This is a genomic window from Chamaesiphon sp. (assembly GCF_041737865.1).
Classification (GTDB): Bacteria; Cyanobacteriota; Cyanobacteriia; order Cyanobacteriales; family Chamaesiphonaceae; genus Chamaesiphon.
Window position 1 is genome coordinate 1 of sequence record NZ_JBGSQZ010000083.1, and the last position, 16,640, is coordinate 16,640.

The following is a 16,640-nucleotide window of genomic DNA, read 5'->3' on the forward strand; positions in this document are numbered from 1 at the left end:
GCGTTAATCGCATAATCGAGGTAAGAATTGGCTTCTACCGCAGCATCACCAGTCAAACCGTGGTTGGACTTGACGTACTTGAGAGCTTCGATATACCAGCTAGGAGACAAGTCAAAAGTCTTGTTGATTTCGGCCAAACCACCCAAGAGGTAGTCATCCATCGGGCCAGTACCACCGACAACTAGACAATAAGTTACCATGCGGATGTAGTAACCGATATCGCGGACACACTTAGCTTTCCCAATCGGGGTAGCGGCAAAGTTTGGCCCTTGCATGGTGGTGGTGTAGGGGAATTTTTGGTACACAGCATTAGCGGCACCATTAGCTAACGACTCAGCATTTGCTGTCAAACCTTTGGCTGCGGCTAAACTTGCACCAGCTTGACGAAAACGACCAAAAGCGACTTGAAATTCGGTACTGCTTAAAAAGCGACCTTGGGAATCAGCAGTAGATACTGCTTCGGTTAAGGGAGTTTTCATGGCTCTTTAGTTATCTATTAAATGGTTAAAATTCAGTGGATAGTGGATAGTGGATGGTGGATAGTGGACTGATGTTAGGAAGATTTAACGAGCCTAGATTTACTCACATCCCTCTTCACCCACCATCCACCATTCACCATTCACCAATTACGCGACTGCTGCTGCGGCGCGATCGAAGTAACCAGCTACTTCGGACATCAACGCGCTACAATCGCCGTTGGTGATGCCGTTGGTATTGCTGGCGATTTCAACTGCTGCGGCTTTCATTTTTTGGACGCCCGCAGCTACAGATGAGCCTGGAGTTCCCAGTGCGAGGTAGGTTTCGCGTAATCCATTCAAACAACGGTCGTCGAGTACGGATGCGTCACCTGCGAAGATCGCGTAAGTGACGTAACGCAAGATGATTTCCATGTCGCGTAAACAAGCTGCCATCCGGCGGCTGGTGTATGCGTTGCCACCTGGAGCAATCAGGTTGGGTTGGTCGGCAAAGAGGCTTCTGGCGGCATTGGCGACGATGGTGGAGGAGTTGGAAGTGATCCGGTTGACTGTATCCATCCGTTTGTTGCCATCTGCAACCATTGCTGCTAATGCGTCTAGTTGTCCAGTGCTGAGGTATTGACCTTGTGCATCTGCTTGGGCGACAACCTTCGAGAATCCGTCTAACATATATTTAATCCTGTATGCAGTTAATAGTTTTGGTGTCCAATTTTTCGGCTGTATCCGCTAACTGCGTAACATAGCTTAATATATTTGGTAAAACTCTCATAATATAACCAGTTTGTACTGATGACGCTGAGTTACTGCTTAGTAACCAACGCTACCTATTCATTTAAATTTATACAATGTTATGTGAACTGTTGTCTATTTATCTTCATCTTTGTCACAAACGTTAATATTCTGTCTCTGTAAAGCTTCTAAGTCAGACGATCGGTACCATAGTTACACCACTTTTGCACCGCAATTGTCAGAGATCTCATAGGTAGACGGATCGAGCCGATCGCACCTTGACGACCATCTCAACTTGCGCTGGAGTGGGAATGGCTCTCATAATTCGCACTGCATCTAAGCACATCTTGCTTGGATCTCACCTACTTGGTGGGCAATCTGCGCTCCAAATCGAACAAGAAGCCATGAATGTACTCTTCAGTCCAATCTTCACCATAAAATCGCTTCAACATCCCACGCGCGGGGTCTTTTTCCGAGCGATACCGGACATAGCGAAGTTGCGCTTGCTCGATTTCTGCCAACCGTTGCGGATCGGTAATCGGTTCGGCGCGATCGACAAAATCTAGATATGCTTTGAGATAATCTTTAAAAGCACCAAATACATGCGTCTCGACGGCCTCAGTTTCCTGCGGACGCGTCCACAAAAAAGCAGGCGAGAAAAACGCCCGTGCTTCTTCAGGAAAGTCACCACCCCACGGGAGTTGTGCCTGATACTGATGAAATATCGGTAAAATCGGCGTGGTGTAACGCTCCTGATAAGCTGGCTCATTCCAAAATAACGGCTGCATATCGATCGCGATTAGATGACCCCCTGGCAATGTCACCAAGTCAGCCCCAAAGAACGGTAAATCGTAATTGAGGTCGGGAAAAATCACAAAATTAAGAACTTGCAGCGATTGCCCACCTTGGACGTGTGCCGCCCGAATTTGCCGCAGTTTGGGCGATTGGAATGCGTGACTGGTAGTGAGGACTTCTACCTGTTTTTCACCCTTTCCCGTTATCGCACTATTGCGATCGAATCCAGCCGGAATCGGGTAATCACTGATGTCAATTCGCGATCTGAGATAATCGATGCCGTAGTCGAGGAAGGGTTGATAGAGTGTCATTTTAGAGGGTAGAGGGTAGAAGGTAGAGGGTAGAAGGGGAATACAACAATTTTCACCCATTCTTTAAATGTGTAATTGATTTCGTCCAGTTACTTACTACCCTCTACCCACTACCAAAGGTACTGAGTCTTCAAATAAAAATTCATGTAAGAATCGTTCCGACCATTCATGCCCGAAGTAGCTGCTAAATAGTCCCGAAGCGGGGTCACGTTCGGCACTGTAGCGATCGTAATCTTGTTGAGCTTTGACGATGCGTTGAATATCTGATGGATCGGTCAACGGTTCAGCGCGATCGAGCATTTGCCAGTATAAGTCTAGATAATCTTTAAATGCTGACAGCAGTCGAGTAGAAACAGTCTCGACATCGGTTTTGGCAAACAGTAAATATTTAGAGAAATATTGATTGGAGTCGTAAAATTTCATCTCCAAATCTTGAGACAAATCTGGGTAGCGATCGTGCAGAAACTTCAGCGGCTCGATGTATTTTTTTTGGTAAGCCTCATCTTGAAATAGTGGCTGAAAGTCCAGCACTACTAAGTTTTTGACTTTACCAAACGAGAGAAAATCTAGTCCTAATAGCGGCAGATCGTAGTGATGGTTGGGATAAATTACACAATTAAAAATTTGGGAACTCACGCCCGCATCAATGTATGTATAACGGATTTTTCGTAACTGGGGACATTGATAACACCAGCTTTGGATCGTTGCGGGACTTTTACCTCGATCGCTCACATTTAACTCCAAACCAGCCGGAATAGCTCGTTGTTGGAGGTCAAACTTGGCTGTCAGTTCACTTTCTAAGTGGTTCAAAAATGGCTTATACATGAAGCAAGGCTCGCGATCGATCTTCCTCACAATAACAGGCTTTTCCTATTGTCTGTTCTCGATTCTGAAAACCAGGCAACAAATTGTAATAATTTGGTGTTAGGTTTTAGGCTTTAGGTTTTAGGCTTTAGGCTTTAGGTAAAATTGGCTACCTGCGTTTGCTGGCGGTGGAGTTGTTACCAAGGAGTGGTAGTGGTGAGCAGCCGCCGATAATGAAGCCGAGGGCGACTGCACCAGCTAAGACTAGTCCCCAAGGGAGATCGATCGATTTCCAGAAGACAAATCTCAAACTTACTAAGCTAGCATTTTGGACGGATATGAGGGCGATGAGGGTAATCCAGGTGGCTGCGATCGTGGAAATAACTAAGTTAATCATAGAAAGTAGCATTATGTAGGGTGTGTTAGCGACAGCGTAACGCACCAAAACAATGTATGGAAGGTGCGTTACGCTATCGCTAACATACCCTACGATCTATTTGAGGGCTTCAATCGCAGTTTCCATTGTTGAGGCGATTTTCTGCAACTGTTCGGCGGAATGAGTCTCCATATAAACGCGGATCAGTGGCTCGGTACCGGAGGCGCGGAGCAATACCCAGCTACCATCAGCGAGATAGAATTTCACCCCATCTTTACGACCGACTTCTTTGACTTCAATTCCGGCGATATTCGTCGGTGGTTTTTCGTTATAAGTCTTCATCACCGCTTCTTTATGAGCGTTATCTAAATGTAAGTCCAGACGACGGTTGTACAGAGGGCCATCGGCTTCAGCGATGACTTCTGCTACCATTTGGCTCAAGGGTTTGCCTTCATACGCGATCGCTTCAGCAATCAGCATATCTGCGAGGATGCCGTCTTTTTCGGGTATATGTCCGAGGATGCTCAATCCGCCGGATTCTTCCCCACCGATGAGAACGGGGATTTCCCGCATCTGTTCGCCGATATATTTGAACCCGACAGCGGTTTCGACGAGGGGGATGTTATGCTTGGCGGCAAAATTGTCTAGGAGGTGGGTAGTTGCCACTGTACGGACGATCGCGCCTGTTTTACCTTTATTTTTGAGTAAATGCTTGGCAAGTACTAGGAGGACGGTATTTGGGGGCAACACGTTACCCAATTCATCGACAATCCCAAATCTGTCGGCATCGCCATCGGTAGCGACACCGAGATCGGCTTTATCCTTTTGCACGGCGGCAATCAGTTCTCCTAATAGTTCCGCTTTGGGTTCTGGCATCCCGCCCCCAAACAGCACATCGCGCTGCATGTGGAAGCTCTCGATCTCACAACCGCAATGGAGCAAGACTTTATCCAAATATCCCCGCGAGGTGGAATACATGGCATCATACTTGACTTTGAGCTTGGCAGAACGAATCCGCTCGACATCTAGTAAGGTGTAAATAAATTTGAAATATTCAGGCTGCGGATCGAAGGTGCTAATCCGCTCGGGATACTTATTTTCAGGTGCTGCATCGCTGGCACTCTGAATATTTGCGACGATCGTATCGGTAATCGCGGGAGTTGCGGGGCCAGCATAATCGGGGATATACTTAATCCCACAATAAGCGGCGGGATTGTGGCTGGCGGTAAACATCAGCGCACCCGCAGAGTTTAGCAGCCGAGCATTGAAAGCAATTACGGGAGTCGGACAATCTCGATCGACTATTTTCACCGTCCATCCCAAATCTGCCAACACTTCGGCAGCAGTACGGGCAAATTTATCTGCCAAAAATCTCGGATCGTAAGCGACTAATACCGGACGATCCTGGCTATAAGCCGTGCTGAGGTATGCGGCGATCGCGCGTGTTACCTTACATACATTCGCAAAGGTAAAATCATCGGCGATTATTCCCCGCCATCCGTCAGTCCCAAACTTGATTTGATGTGTACTGCTACTACCTGCGCTCATCCTAGATTTCCTGCTCTCTGGCTGATTTATCTGCTTCCTTAACACTATCATAAGCGGGGATTTGGAATCGTTGCCTAGTTAGCATGAGTTTCTCCTGTCGGAGCGACCCAAATCACGCGGAGGTTCCCTCCGCATGTGTTTGGGTCAAGACAGAGGCTACGCCAAAGGGATAAAGATTTTGCATTGATGACTCCTCGCTTCGTTTTTGCACCGCCCTCAAATGAATTTGGGGCTAATAGCAAAAGTTCGTTGAAACGAACTAAATAATTTAGCAGTTCTCTTCAGAGAACTTGAGCTGTTAGCCCGAACTTCTAGTTCAGGGCGGTGGTAGAACGAAGCAAGTCAATTTTCCTTATCCATAAGAGCGTGTTTGAAAAGTTATTTTTAATACCCGCAGTTGGTGTGAATCCCCCTAAATCCCCCTTAAAAAGGGGGACTAAGACTCTTGCTCTCCCGATGTATCGACTAGTCTAGTCCCATTGAAGTAAACATATCCGTTAATGTCTTTACTTGTATTAGTAACCCATGCCGAACAAGTCACTTTTTTGCCAGAACGCTGACAGCCCTGTAATTCAAACTTGAGATCGCCGACTTCATGAACTGATTGAATTTCGCCACGATCTACCCAACCTACGCCTCCTACTATCCCCTATTCCCTATTCTGTTGCGACAACCCGAACAAACTGATACAGTCATGGTATTTCCACGACCAAAATGTTGGCTGACAACATCGGCTGGTCGATCGAGCATAAAATCGCCAAGCTAAAGGCGTTAAGATCGATCGAATGCCATCGAGTGCCTGTCAACTTAACCTAATCTGGCGATCCCCGTGAACCAAACTCAAACCCCGAACATATCAACTCTCAAAGCCGAAGTCGCTCGGTTTCGTGAAGAACTCAATACCCGCGACAAACTCGTCCAACAACTATCCCAAGAACTATTTCGGCTAGTTAAATCTAACACTGCATACGCACCTAGACCAGAGGTTGCGGGAGATTATCGCGCGGAAGTGAGATTGCTGCGCGAACAACTTCAGGGAGTCGAACAGCAAGTTCATTTGCATCAGGAACAACTCCAACGTCGAGATGTGGAGATCCAGCAACTGCGTCAAACCATCCGCGAACTCACAGAGCGCGGGCAAATGTTGGAGCAGGTAATTCGGGAACTACCCAGGGTTTATACCCGCAAATTTGCCGAGCGGTTGGCACCGATTAAGAACAAAATTATGTCATTGCAGAGCGAAAACCGCCAGCTTCAAGCTGACTTGGTGGCTGTGACGGACAGGTTAGCCACTAGGGGGATCGAGCTTCAACAGCAAGCACCGGAACTCAAATTAGATCTACCAAAGATCGTTCAGCAGCAGTCTCCCCAGCCATTGACTGTCCTCAGTCATGTCTAAAATCGTGGTGATTCTAGACGATACATCAGATAGTCAAAGGTTAGGCGTAGCAATATTACGATCGATCGGGGATATCGTGGAGTCAGTTCAATTCGTGACTGTGGCTGAATTACCAGCAGTTGCCAATCCCAAGGCGATTTATTGTCCGATGACACTGGCTGTACCCCCGACGTTTGAGTTCTGGGGACGATCGATCTGTCAAACTTGCCAGGAGATCGATCGGCTGCGCGACCTAGCCGCCACGACAACAGGGGTAAAAGTAGGCGATGGTGGTAATTTGTGGTTGCCGCTGATTTGGACGGCTCAAGACCCAATTTATGGGGAAGTTATCGGTGAGCGTGAGGGTAATTATCAGCAACCAATTCACCTCGACGACATCGATCGACAATCACTTCATCAGTTTGGGCACCAATTACTTACCCAACTTACCGCACCACCAGCAACTTATCTAGTGCAATTTAGCAAGGCTGAGACGGGGATAATATTCGATCGATTATTCCCGTTCCCAGCGATCCCCGCACTAGCGAGTATTGGGGTGCAGCAGCCAGATTTATTCGATTGTCATTGGCGGTGTATTACGGGGCAATCGATCGATAGTGTAGATCTAAAATAGGGCGTTCTACACTGAAGTTAAAGCTGGAGATTCAGTTAACTGAATTTCACTAATTAGATTAGCACCAGATGACTCGATCGATCGAACGTCTTCTAGATCTAATTTAATCCTGCCCTGCAATTTAGGTAATAGTGCTTGCCATTGAATCGGTGCTAATTCACCCGTGAAAGCGATCTCGAACTGTTCGGTAATATCAATATCGGCACTCATCATTATATTCATTGCTACTGTAGATACGAGCATATTCGCAGCTTCGAGATCGACACTATTACTAGTATCAATTAATAAAGTCAATGGCTCTGAATCGAATTGTGCTAATCGATCGAAAATCTGACTCAATTCCTCTCCTAGTTCTTCTTCATCTGCCGACCAATCTGGAAAAATTATGAGATTTTTTGAATTGAGTTGTAGATGTGCTAGGGTTCGATCGAGTAAAACTGACTGAATAATTCCAGCCATCTTTCCCCATGAGAACTTTTGAGACTGGATTAATCCTTGAGCAATTAAAGGATCGCAGATTTCGGGTTGTTGAACGTTGGTTAAAGCTTGAGTCATTTCCTCAATGCTAGTATCGTCAATATAGATTGCACAGGTTCCTGCGACTTCAGGAATCGAAGCATTGTGACAGGTAATCACCGGACAACCGGAAGCTAAAGCTTCGATGATAGGTAATCCAAAGCCTTCATATTTAGAGGGATAGATCAGGGCAATTGCACCTGCATATGCTAGATTGAGACTGCGATCGTCTAACTGGAGACAATGAACTTGACTACCTGGAGCATATGTAGAATACTCCTCAGTACCGATGCCAGCAGCTCCAGTACAAACAATATCAAAATCGCTATTATTGGCTAATTGAGCAAATCCTTGCCAGAACAGAATAGTATTTTTATAACCGCCACCAGCACCTACTAATAAAAAGTAAGGCTTGGTAATCCCTAGCGAGGTGCTCCATTTTTTGATGTCGGATGGTTGAGCAGGTTTAAATACTGGTTGAACGCCACAAAGAGCAGGGGTAACAGTTGTGGGATCTATCTCTGGATAATATTTGAGTAGATCTTTAGCCGTATGCTCGGAAATAGTTAAAAATGCGGAAGCATGAGCGATACCTCGCTGTTTTTCCTGCCACATCGGTTGGTTGAGATCGGCACCGACAACTTCAGGAATCATGTCATATCCCATAAATACGGAAGGAGTCTCTAGTGGCGTGGTGTAATAGGTGGAGATAAATAATTCTGCCCCTAGTTCATCACATACCTGCTGTAACATCTCGCGATCGGCATCGGTGTTATTATAGTCATAAGCTGGAATCTGGTAGTAACTAATGCCTTCAACTTTCGGTGCAGTTCCGACTCGATCGAGTACGACTAGATGATTGCCAAACTCGGTATTTGCCCACTCTTCTAATAACGATTTCCAGACACGAGCAATACCAGTACGATAGAGTTGAAAGAAGACACCATCGATCGCCACGATCGGCTCACAAAGATTATTTTTATCGATCGATGATTGAGAAATTTCTGATAATTGACGATTGTTTATCCAAGTGTGATAATCTGCGATGCTGCGATCGCAGATAGCTATATCATCATCATTAGCAGCACACAAAATATCATAATAGTAACAAGTCCTCGTTGCTTGTTGTTTATTTTGAAACTGCATGTATGTATTAAGATAATCGAGTGCTTCGATGCTGTGGGTTTTCAGCATTAATGCACCAAAATTATCAAAGACATAAAATGTCGTATAGCCAGACTCACGCAACAACTCATACATTTTCTCATACCCTTGACGTTGAGAATCATTAGAAATTTGATTCTCAAAATATATTAAAGGCTTTTGTTGTGACAACAGATTTTTACCGGATGTAATGACATCAAAGTCAAATCCGTCAGTATCGACTTTCAAAAGTTTAATTCGATCGATACCGATATTGTGCTTCTTGATAATTTCGTCCAGACCTAAAACTTTGGTTGCAAATGTCTCACTGGCAATATCATTATCCAAGACTAAACCCTTAGTCCCCCCAACACCAGCAAGCGAGCCTTTGAGATTACCAGTACCAACTAAATAGCAGGAAGCTTCGATCTCAGCAGATTGAGTTAATGCTTTATTTCTTTCGATATTAATTTTCATTAGCTCGAAGAAATCATCATCACCTTCAATGCACAAAACCTTTGCATCAGACTTTCGATCTAAGATGGCAAATAAAGTATCACCTACATTAGCCCCAACATCGATCGCCCAATCTGAGCTAGCAGTATTTGCTACTAAAAATGGCAGAAACCGATCGTACAACGGATAATTTACCTGATATCCTGGTAAAGCATGATCTGTCTGGATTAATATATTATATTTGCCAATTTGAAATTCCGTCAGTGGTATCTGCGGCTCAACTCGATTGGAGGTGCTTGAGGCGACTTGAAGATCTTTCCCTTGAAGTTCGGATACCATTGGCATTAGTTTATTTATTTGTTTTTGTTGTTTTTCCGACAATATGGAGTGAGAAGAATCAGAAATATTAGAGGCTATAAGTTTCACCGCTCGTTGATAATCAGAGGAAATTAACGATCCTCGAATACCGACAGGAAGTTCTCTGTGACACAGTTGCATAAAGGTATCAGAAGATAATTCGCGTGATGTTAAAAAATGAAGCGAAGCTCCATTCGTATAGAAATTCAATCCATATTCTTTTGCCAAATAACGTAAGGTAGTTACATTAAAAAATGCAATGTGTTGTCCATGCTCCAAGCCGTAATACCACCATTCATCTGGTTTTGGTCGATGGGATGGCATTAATTCTGTACTAAACAAGATATCTGGAGCCAGCGATAACATTCGTTCTATTTCTGTACGAGGTTCTACTAAATGCTCGAATACTTCAAAGGAAGTCAGCAAAGTATAAAGATTAGTACCGATCGGATCGCATTCAAATCCCTGAGCAAATAGATTTTGACAATATTTATCTTCCCAATTAAAGTCAAAACCTCGATCTCGCATCATTCGTACAAACAAGCCGTAGCCACCACCGTAATCTAAAAATCGCGCTGTATCTGGATAAAGATAATGTAGAATATTTGCAACTATAGGTGCATATAAGTTGTTTCGATAAACTAACCCTACATCAGTTTTTGAAATAGCTTCAGAGTAAGCCTGCGTTAACCAGTAAGGTGTTTCTGTCTGCACAAAATGACAGTTTGGGCATTCAAAATAATTAACTAGGTGCTCATTCAAAACCAAAGATCTAGCAAAAAAAGATGTAGCAGCACCGCAAATTTTACATTTCATGGTAAATCCGTTATTCGATCTACTTTATGATTCCCTTAAATGTAGAATAAATTGCTATCAGAAAAATTATTCTGTCGCTCCATTGGCCACCAGCAACACTACTTAGACGGTTGAGTAGGTTGCTTTGGCTCAGTTGGTTTTAGAGTACCCACTTTTTTAGGTTCAGCTATCTGTTTATTTATAGCAGCCAGAAATTCTTGGTACTGCTTGTTGCTGGGATTGAGTTTGACGAGTTGTTCGAGGGCGGCTTTGGTACCAGGTATGTCGCCGCGCTGCATCCGAATCTCGACTAATCCTCGTAGAGCGGTTTGATTATTGGGTTCGCGTTTTAAAACTGTGGCAAAACCTTTCTCTTCGGCTTGAAGTTGGGCATTCTGAGATTGGGCGGCATTTTCACTGGGGAGGGGTTTGTCGAGAGATTGACTCATCATATTCGTGAGTCCCAATAGGCTCGAACTCAAAAAGGCAATCCCAGAGCCAATGATAAAGACTTTTGTCCAGATACTTTTTTTGCTGTTTTCCATAATTTCTTTTGTAATCCTGGCAATTTAGATCTGCGATGATGTCTCGATTGCGGAAGGCAACCAAGGGTCATCGTAGATCGAGCTATTTCTTTAAGTTACCAATTTTCGGCTATTAACTATCATCTTGAATCAAAGTTAGCTAATCTATGTCAGTATCTATACCAATTTCAGTTTGGCAAAAATTTAGGACGAAACTAGCTCAGGTATCGCCGACACTGTTTGTACAAGTCGGATGTATTTTGGGAGCATTTACCGTCGTTGTCTATCTCCAAACTCCTCAACTAGCATCACTCAAGCAGCGCAAAAGTCTGGATAAGGCTATGCTGAGGCAACAAGAAGCTCAACTAAAAGCTCAACTTTCGATCGCCAAAACATTACCGACGTTTGGATTTGATAATCTGGTAGCCGATTGGCACTTTATGGATTTTATCCAGTACTTCGGGGATACTGAAGTCCGTGCCAAATCTGGGTATGGAGCGTCAATGGCATATTTTGAAGCGATGCTCGATCGCGATCCCCGCTTCCTCTATGCTTATTTTTACCTGTCGAGTACTGGCTCTCTGTATGCCGGACAACCAGAAAAATCGGTGAGTCTGATGAATCGCGGCTTGAAATCCCTATCGCCAAAAGTTCCCGATCGCGGTTACTATATTTGGAGGCTCAAGGCTGTAGATGAGTTACTATTTTTGGGAAACATACCTGAAGCTCGGAACTCAATGCTCACTGCGGCGAACTGGGCGCGGCAATCTCCCACCACCGAGGCTCAAAATGTTGCCCAACTTTCCCAAAATACTGCTGCATATCTGGCTCGCAACCCCAATAGCAAACAGGCTCAATTCGATGCTTGGAATATGGTTCTGAGTGCGGCTGTAGATGATTTTGTGATTAAACGGGCGATCGTTGGTATCCGATCTACTGGTGGTAAAGTGACTATTAGTCCCTCTGGCGAATTTAAGGTGGAAGCTCCAGTTAAAGATTAAGTCTAGTTGACACTTCGGCTCACTTCCACTTCGCTCAGTGTAAGCAGTTGACAGTTAAATTTCTCCCTTTCCCCCCTTCATGGATTTACTAGAGTACCAAGCTAAAGAATTGTTCCGAGAGGTGGGAATTCCCGTTTTACCATCTCAACGGATCGATCGACCAACGGATCTCAAGGCATTGCGGATTCCCTATCCGGTAGTATTAAAATCTCAGGTTAGTGTAGGCAATCGTGGTAAAGCTGGGGGGATTAGATTTGTCGAGAATACCATCGATGCGATCGCAGCGGCGCGAACGATCTTCAATTTGCCGATTTTGGGTGAATATCCCAAGGTACTATTAGCCGAGGCTAAGTATAATACCAGTCAGGAATTTTATCTAGCAATTGTGATCGATAGGTTAGCGTGTCGTCCGGTGTTACTCGGCTCGACTGATGGGGGGATGAATATTAATGCGATCCTCAATCAAATTCAACAGGTAGTTGTCTACGATGAGTTTTCCTCTTTTTATGCCCGTCGGCTGGCTCTAAAAATGGGACTTCAGGGTGAACTGATGCTGGCTGTCAGCGAGATTATCGAGAAAATGTACATCTTGATGCGATCGCAGGATTTAGACTTGGTAGAGATCAATCCTCTAGGAATCGATCGCAATGGTGCGGTGATGGCACTAGATGGCAAAATTAGTGTCAACCATTATGCTGTGGGCAGACATCCCAATCTCAAACCGTGGCAAGTTATCGACGTCGCCCGCAATCGATTGGGGACACTATCGCCGCTATTTACCGCTGTCGGGAATATTAGTATCCTCTGTAGTGGCAATGGTTTGGCTCTAGCCATGTTGGATGGCATCGCCCAAGGTGGGGGTCAAGTGGCTCAATGTATCGTCGTCGATCCCACTTCGAGCGCGGACATCCAGATCGCACTCGATCGAATTGGTGTTAATGTTAATGGAGTCTCCGGGCACCAGCAGCAGCTCCAGTCGCCGACAATCGATGTCTTACTAGTCAATTTTGTGGGTAGCGAGATCGATAGTTGTCAACAAGTGATGCAATATTTGGCTCCCGCTCGAAATCTAACGATCGTCTGGCGAGTTTTGGAGCGGGATCTCGATCGACTAGCGGGACTGCTACCATTATCGATTAAACTTGTCACTAATTTCGATCGGGCGATCGCTCAGACGTTAGCGATCTCTAAACAGTAATTTGGTGGATGGTGATTAATAACGATCGGTAAATAAGCCGTGGGTACTTCCCACCATCTAGATTCCAGATAGTTCGATTTCTATTGAATAAATATTTAAATATTTGAACCCAGCTACTTAAATGGTAAATAAGTAACAAACTCATTCACCATTCACCATTCACCATTCACCATTCACCATTCACCATTCACTATCCACCATCTCCCTAAATGACGATCGATCTCCAACTAGATAGCCGGATCTTAATCCAAGGAGTAGACAACCCTCTAGCACTGGTGGCAATTGGGCGAATGCAAACCTATGGTACGAATATCATCGGAATTGTCAATGCGGGGCGGGGAGGACAGCAATTTGGCGATTTGCCCATGTTCGACTTAGTAGAAGAGGCACAAGCCATACTAGGCCCGATTGAGACTAGTTTGATTTTCGTGCCTGCTTATCAAGTATTAGATGCCGCGCTCGAAGCAATTGCCGCAGGTATTCCGCAATTAGTCATCATCACCAGAGGCATACCCCCACTGGATATGATTCGGCTCTTGCGTCAGGCAAGTATCACCAATACCTTGATTCTCGGCTCTGGGAGCGCGGGAATCATCATACCCGATCGATTATTGCTCGGAATCTACCAGCCGCAACTATTTAGTCCTGGGAAGGTAGCCATTATCAGCCGCAATCAGAGTTTAACCGCCGAAATTGCTAGTGAATTAAATCAAGCCAATCTCGGTCAATCGATCGTCATCCATATCGGTAGCGATCCACTAGTCGGCTCCTCCTGCCGTCTCTGGCTGGAATGGCTTCAGTCTGACCCCTTGACCGAAGCGATCGTGCTTGTTGGCGATATTTGCTGGGATTCAGAAGCTGTTACGGCGGCTTATCTACTGGCAGAACAAGGGAAACCCGTAGTAGCTTATCTGGCAGGGATTCATGCTAGTACTCCCCACCCACTGACAGATGCTGCGATCGTTTTGAGTCACACTCTATCTAAACCAATTTATCATGCTGACACGATCCAACAGCGCATCAAAACTTACAAACGGGCTAAAATTTCCGTCGCCAAAAAAATCAGTCAAATTCCTCACCTGCTCAAGAAAGTAGAGCATAAGGAATAAATCGTCGTCACCCCCAACCACAGCAGGAAATTATTACGAGTTAAATTCAAAGCTTGCTGGATAATAGCTGAAGTAATCGGTTGCAGATCGTCACCTAATAACGGCTTCGATTGGATTTGCCCCTGATAATAATTTATCCCCCCGACTTGTACCCCCAATGCTGCGGCATAGGAACATTCACTCCAGCCAGAATTGGGGCTGAGATCTTGGGAAGCATCTCGCCAACATAGTCGCCACACAGTCAGCGGCTTACCCGAAATCAGACTCAATGAGAGTACAGCCAGCCGACAAGGTAGCCAAGTGATAATATCCTCAGATTTGGCACTACACCAGCCGATATCGGCGTATGGTTCGCGACGGTAGCCGACCATTGAATCTAGAGTGCTGGCGGCTTTGTATGCCATCGCCAGGGGTACAGCCCCGACTAAGGGGATAAACATGCCGACGATCGCATAAAACAGCGGAGCCATCACACCATCGATCGCATTTTCAGTCACAGTTTCTAAAATCGCGCGATTGATTTCGGGAATAGTTAACTTGTCAGTATCCCTTCCGACATACATCTGCAATTTCGATCGAGCCAAGTCCAAATCCTCACTAGCAATCGCCATTAAGACATCTTCAGCCGCTTGTCGCAGACTTTTACCTGCAAAACAACTTGCTAAAGCGATCGATTGAACGGCAATCCCCACACTCGGATGCAGCCATTGACAAGCATAAATCACCAGCCAACTGACTCCCCCCGTACCCAGGATCGTCCCCCAACAGAGCAGCACACCTGCAAGGCGACGCGAGTGGGGACTAGTGCAATATTTGAGCGCAATTTTGGTCGATCGATCGATCGCCCATCCCATTACCTGTACTGGATGCAGCCACCCCCACGGATCGCCAATCAGGTAGTCTAAATAAGCAGCAATAAGTAGGGAATAGTTCATAATTAGCGTGAGTGCGGGTTAAGTAGAGCCTAGAGACTAAAGTCTCTGCTCATGATGCAAAGTCCGCCTTTGCGGACTAACTAATGAGTCCGCAAAGGCGGACTTCGCATCATGAGCCACGATTTCAATCGTTGGCGGTGCGAGAACGAAGCAAATATCCTTAACCCGTTGGCGGAGCCTCTCACATTAATTAGCGAGTGCGACGGCGATACCAAGTAGCAGTCCCGACTAACATCCCCGTGAGAGCTAATCCAGCCAGCAGCGGTAAAACATCACCCTGCTTGAGCGCAGTCAAACCTGCACCCATCATCACGAAGGGTAAAATTCCTGGAACTGTACCTAAGAGAGTCCCCAAGAAATAATCACGAAATTTAATTGCAGTTAATCCAGCGGCAAAATTAACGATCCCGTAGGGAATCAATGGTAACAGGCGAATTGCAAACATATAAAAGAATCCACCCTGTTGCATTTCTCGATCGATCGATTCCCATTTACCTGCTAATTTCTGCGCTACCAATTTACGACCGATCGTGCGACTAAATCCAAAGGCTAATACTGCTGCTAAAATGGCAGCAATGCTCGTCCATACTGTCCCCCACATCGCTCCAAAAATAGCCCCGCCAGTCAGATTGAGTGGAGTAGATGGTAGAATACAAATCGTCGCGATCGAGTAGATTAAGATATACAGAACTGGTGCCCACATCCCCATCTGCTCCAACCATAATTGCAACTGAGATCGATCGATTCCACTCAGGAGCACGATCCCGATGACTGTCGCAATGATGCAAAATAACCCGATCGCGAGAATTGTGTTTGACTTCACTGGTAAATTATGAATTACTATGGACTAGCTACTAGTGAATTAGATCTAATTTGGGTAACTAAATCGCTGAGTGAGTCTCGATCGAGTCGATAACTGAGTGGATGAGCGATCAGTCTAGCACTACTATAGAATAGAGTTTCAATCTCGATTAAACCATTCTGCTTGAGTGTTTTACCTGTTGAGACTAAATCGATGATTGCTTCGGACATTCCCGTAATTGGCCCTAATTCTACCGAACCAGAGAGCGGTACGATCTCGACAGGTAAATCGATACTATCAAAGTATTCTCTGGCACAATGAACGAATGTAGAAGCAACTCTACCATGTGCGGGTAAATCTAAACTACTCCGGTATGGACTATCAGCTTTCACCGCCACAGATAGCCGACAACTGCCAAATTTGAGATCGACTAATTGGGCAACTTGAGGACTTTTTTCTCGCAGTACATCATAGCCAACAATACCTAATTGTGCTTGTCCATATTCTACATAGACGGGGACATCATGATTGCGGACGAGCAATGCTTTTGCCCGATTGGTGGGATCTGTGATTTGGAGTTGGCGATTGTCTTTTTCTAGAAAGGCACTAAAGTCTAAGCCGACAGACTGAAATAGTTGGATACATTCTTTTAGTAATCCACCTTTTGGTAAAGCTACAGTAATCATTTAGGTTTTAGGTTTTAGGTTTTAGGCTTTAGGGGTGAAGGGTAAAGGGTAAAGGGTAAAGGGGGAG

Annotated in this window: 16 protein-coding genes; 5 read left to right on the forward strand and 11 right to left on the reverse strand. The window is 45.2% G+C overall.

Annotated elements, in window-relative coordinates:
* From cpcA to ACEW9J_RS05695, 6 genes are all read right to left on the reverse strand, one after another.
* A partial coding sequence (cpcA, locus tag ACEW9J_RS05670) for a phycocyanin subunit alpha (RefSeq protein WP_373544165.1) occupies nucleotides 1-479 on the reverse strand: 479 nt, incomplete at its 3' end.
* A 147-nt stretch (nucleotides 480-626) separates the two neighbouring features.
* A complete protein-coding gene (locus ACEW9J_RS05675) occupies nucleotides 627-1,145 on the reverse strand; it encodes a phycocyanin subunit beta (protein WP_373544166.1) in 519 nt (172 codons plus the stop codon).
* Between the two features lie 422 nt (nucleotides 1,146-1,567).
* Nucleotides 1,568-2,311, reverse strand: a complete 744-nt coding sequence (locus ACEW9J_RS05680; protein ID WP_373544167.1) for a phycoerythrobilin:ferredoxin oxidoreductase — start codon at nucleotides 2,309-2,311, stop codon at nucleotides 1,568-1,570.
* 96 nt (nucleotides 2,312-2,407) lie between these two features.
* The gene (locus ACEW9J_RS05685) at nucleotides 2,408-3,136 is read right to left on the reverse strand and encodes a 15,16-dihydrobiliverdin:ferredoxin oxidoreductase (RefSeq protein WP_373544168.1); all 729 of its coding nucleotides are present in this window, start codon (nucleotides 3,134-3,136) and stop codon (nucleotides 2,408-2,410) included.
* A gap of 148 nt (nucleotides 3,137-3,284) precedes the next feature.
* Complete coding sequence (locus ACEW9J_RS05690) at nucleotides 3,285-3,512, reverse strand: lipopolysaccharide assembly protein LapA domain-containing protein (protein WP_373544169.1); 228 nt, start codon at nucleotides 3,510-3,512, stop codon at nucleotides 3,285-3,287.
* A gap of 96 nt (nucleotides 3,513-3,608) precedes the next feature.
* Entirely contained in the window at nucleotides 3,609-5,039 is a 1,431-nt protein-coding gene (locus ACEW9J_RS05695; RefSeq protein WP_373544170.1) for a phosphoglucomutase/phosphomannomutase family protein, read from the reverse strand.
* 829 nt (nucleotides 5,040-5,868) lie between these two features.
* Between ACEW9J_RS05695 and ACEW9J_RS05700 the strand changes: the two genes are divergently transcribed.
* Both ACEW9J_RS05700 and ACEW9J_RS05705 read left to right on the forward strand, forming a co-directional pair.
* On the forward strand, nucleotides 5,869-6,438 hold the full coding sequence (locus ACEW9J_RS05700) for an Npun_F5560 family protein (RefSeq protein WP_373544171.1): 570 nt from the start codon (nucleotides 5,869-5,871) through the stop codon (nucleotides 6,436-6,438).
* A complete protein-coding gene (locus ACEW9J_RS05705; protein WP_373544172.1) occupies nucleotides 6,431-7,051 on the forward strand; it encodes a hypothetical protein in 621 nt (206 codons plus the stop codon). The genes ACEW9J_RS05700 and ACEW9J_RS05705 overlap by 8 nt, the downstream gene beginning before the upstream one ends.
* Nucleotides 7,052-7,057: 6 nt before the next feature.
* On the opposite strand, the gene ACEW9J_RS05710 is transcribed toward ACEW9J_RS05705, so the two are convergent.
* Nucleotides 7,058-10,237 (reverse strand): FkbM family methyltransferase, encoded by a 3,180-nt coding sequence (locus ACEW9J_RS05710; RefSeq protein ID WP_373544173.1) that lies wholly within the window; start codon nucleotides 10,235-10,237, stop codon nucleotides 7,058-7,060.
* A 200-nt stretch (nucleotides 10,238-10,437) separates the two neighbouring features.
* Complete coding sequence (locus ACEW9J_RS05715; RefSeq protein WP_373544174.1) at nucleotides 10,438-10,863, reverse strand: tetratricopeptide repeat protein; 426 nt, start codon at nucleotides 10,861-10,863, stop codon at nucleotides 10,438-10,440.
* 146 nt (nucleotides 10,864-11,009) lie between these two features.
* Between ACEW9J_RS05715 and ACEW9J_RS05720 the strand changes: the two genes are divergently transcribed.
* From ACEW9J_RS05720 to ACEW9J_RS05730, 3 genes are all read left to right on the forward strand, one after another.
* Nucleotides 11,010-11,843 (forward strand): hypothetical protein, encoded by an 834-nt coding sequence (locus tag ACEW9J_RS05720; RefSeq protein WP_373544175.1) that lies wholly within the window; start codon nucleotides 11,010-11,012, stop codon nucleotides 11,841-11,843.
* A gap of 79 nt (nucleotides 11,844-11,922) precedes the next feature.
* Nucleotides 11,923-13,041, forward strand: a complete 1,119-nt coding sequence (locus ACEW9J_RS05725; RefSeq protein WP_373544176.1) for an ATP-grasp domain-containing protein — start codon at nucleotides 11,923-11,925, stop codon at nucleotides 13,039-13,041.
* 209 nt (nucleotides 13,042-13,250) lie between these two features.
* Nucleotides 13,251-14,150, forward strand: coding sequence for a CoA-binding protein (locus ACEW9J_RS05730; RefSeq protein WP_373544177.1), 900 nt, complete (start codon nucleotides 13,251-13,253; stop codon nucleotides 14,148-14,150).
* On the opposite strand, the gene cbiB is transcribed toward ACEW9J_RS05730, so the two are convergent.
* From cbiB to hisG, 3 genes are all read right to left on the reverse strand, one after another.
* Nucleotides 14,117-15,085, reverse strand: a complete 969-nt coding sequence (cbiB, locus tag ACEW9J_RS05735; protein ID WP_373544178.1) for an adenosylcobinamide-phosphate synthase CbiB — start codon at nucleotides 15,083-15,085, stop codon at nucleotides 14,117-14,119. The two genes, ACEW9J_RS05730 and cbiB, sit on opposite strands and share 34 nt — an antisense overlap.
* A 190-nt stretch (nucleotides 15,086-15,275) precedes the next feature.
* Nucleotides 15,276-15,908, reverse strand: a complete 633-nt coding sequence (locus ACEW9J_RS05740; protein WP_373544179.1) for a TVP38/TMEM64 family protein — start codon at nucleotides 15,906-15,908, stop codon at nucleotides 15,276-15,278.
* A 17-nt stretch (nucleotides 15,909-15,925) separates the two neighbouring features.
* The gene (gene hisG / locus ACEW9J_RS05745; protein ID WP_373544180.1) at nucleotides 15,926-16,573 is read right to left on the reverse strand and encodes an ATP phosphoribosyltransferase; all 648 of its coding nucleotides are present in this window, start codon (nucleotides 16,571-16,573) and stop codon (nucleotides 15,926-15,928) included.
* Nucleotides 16,574-16,640: the final 67 nt, after the last annotated feature.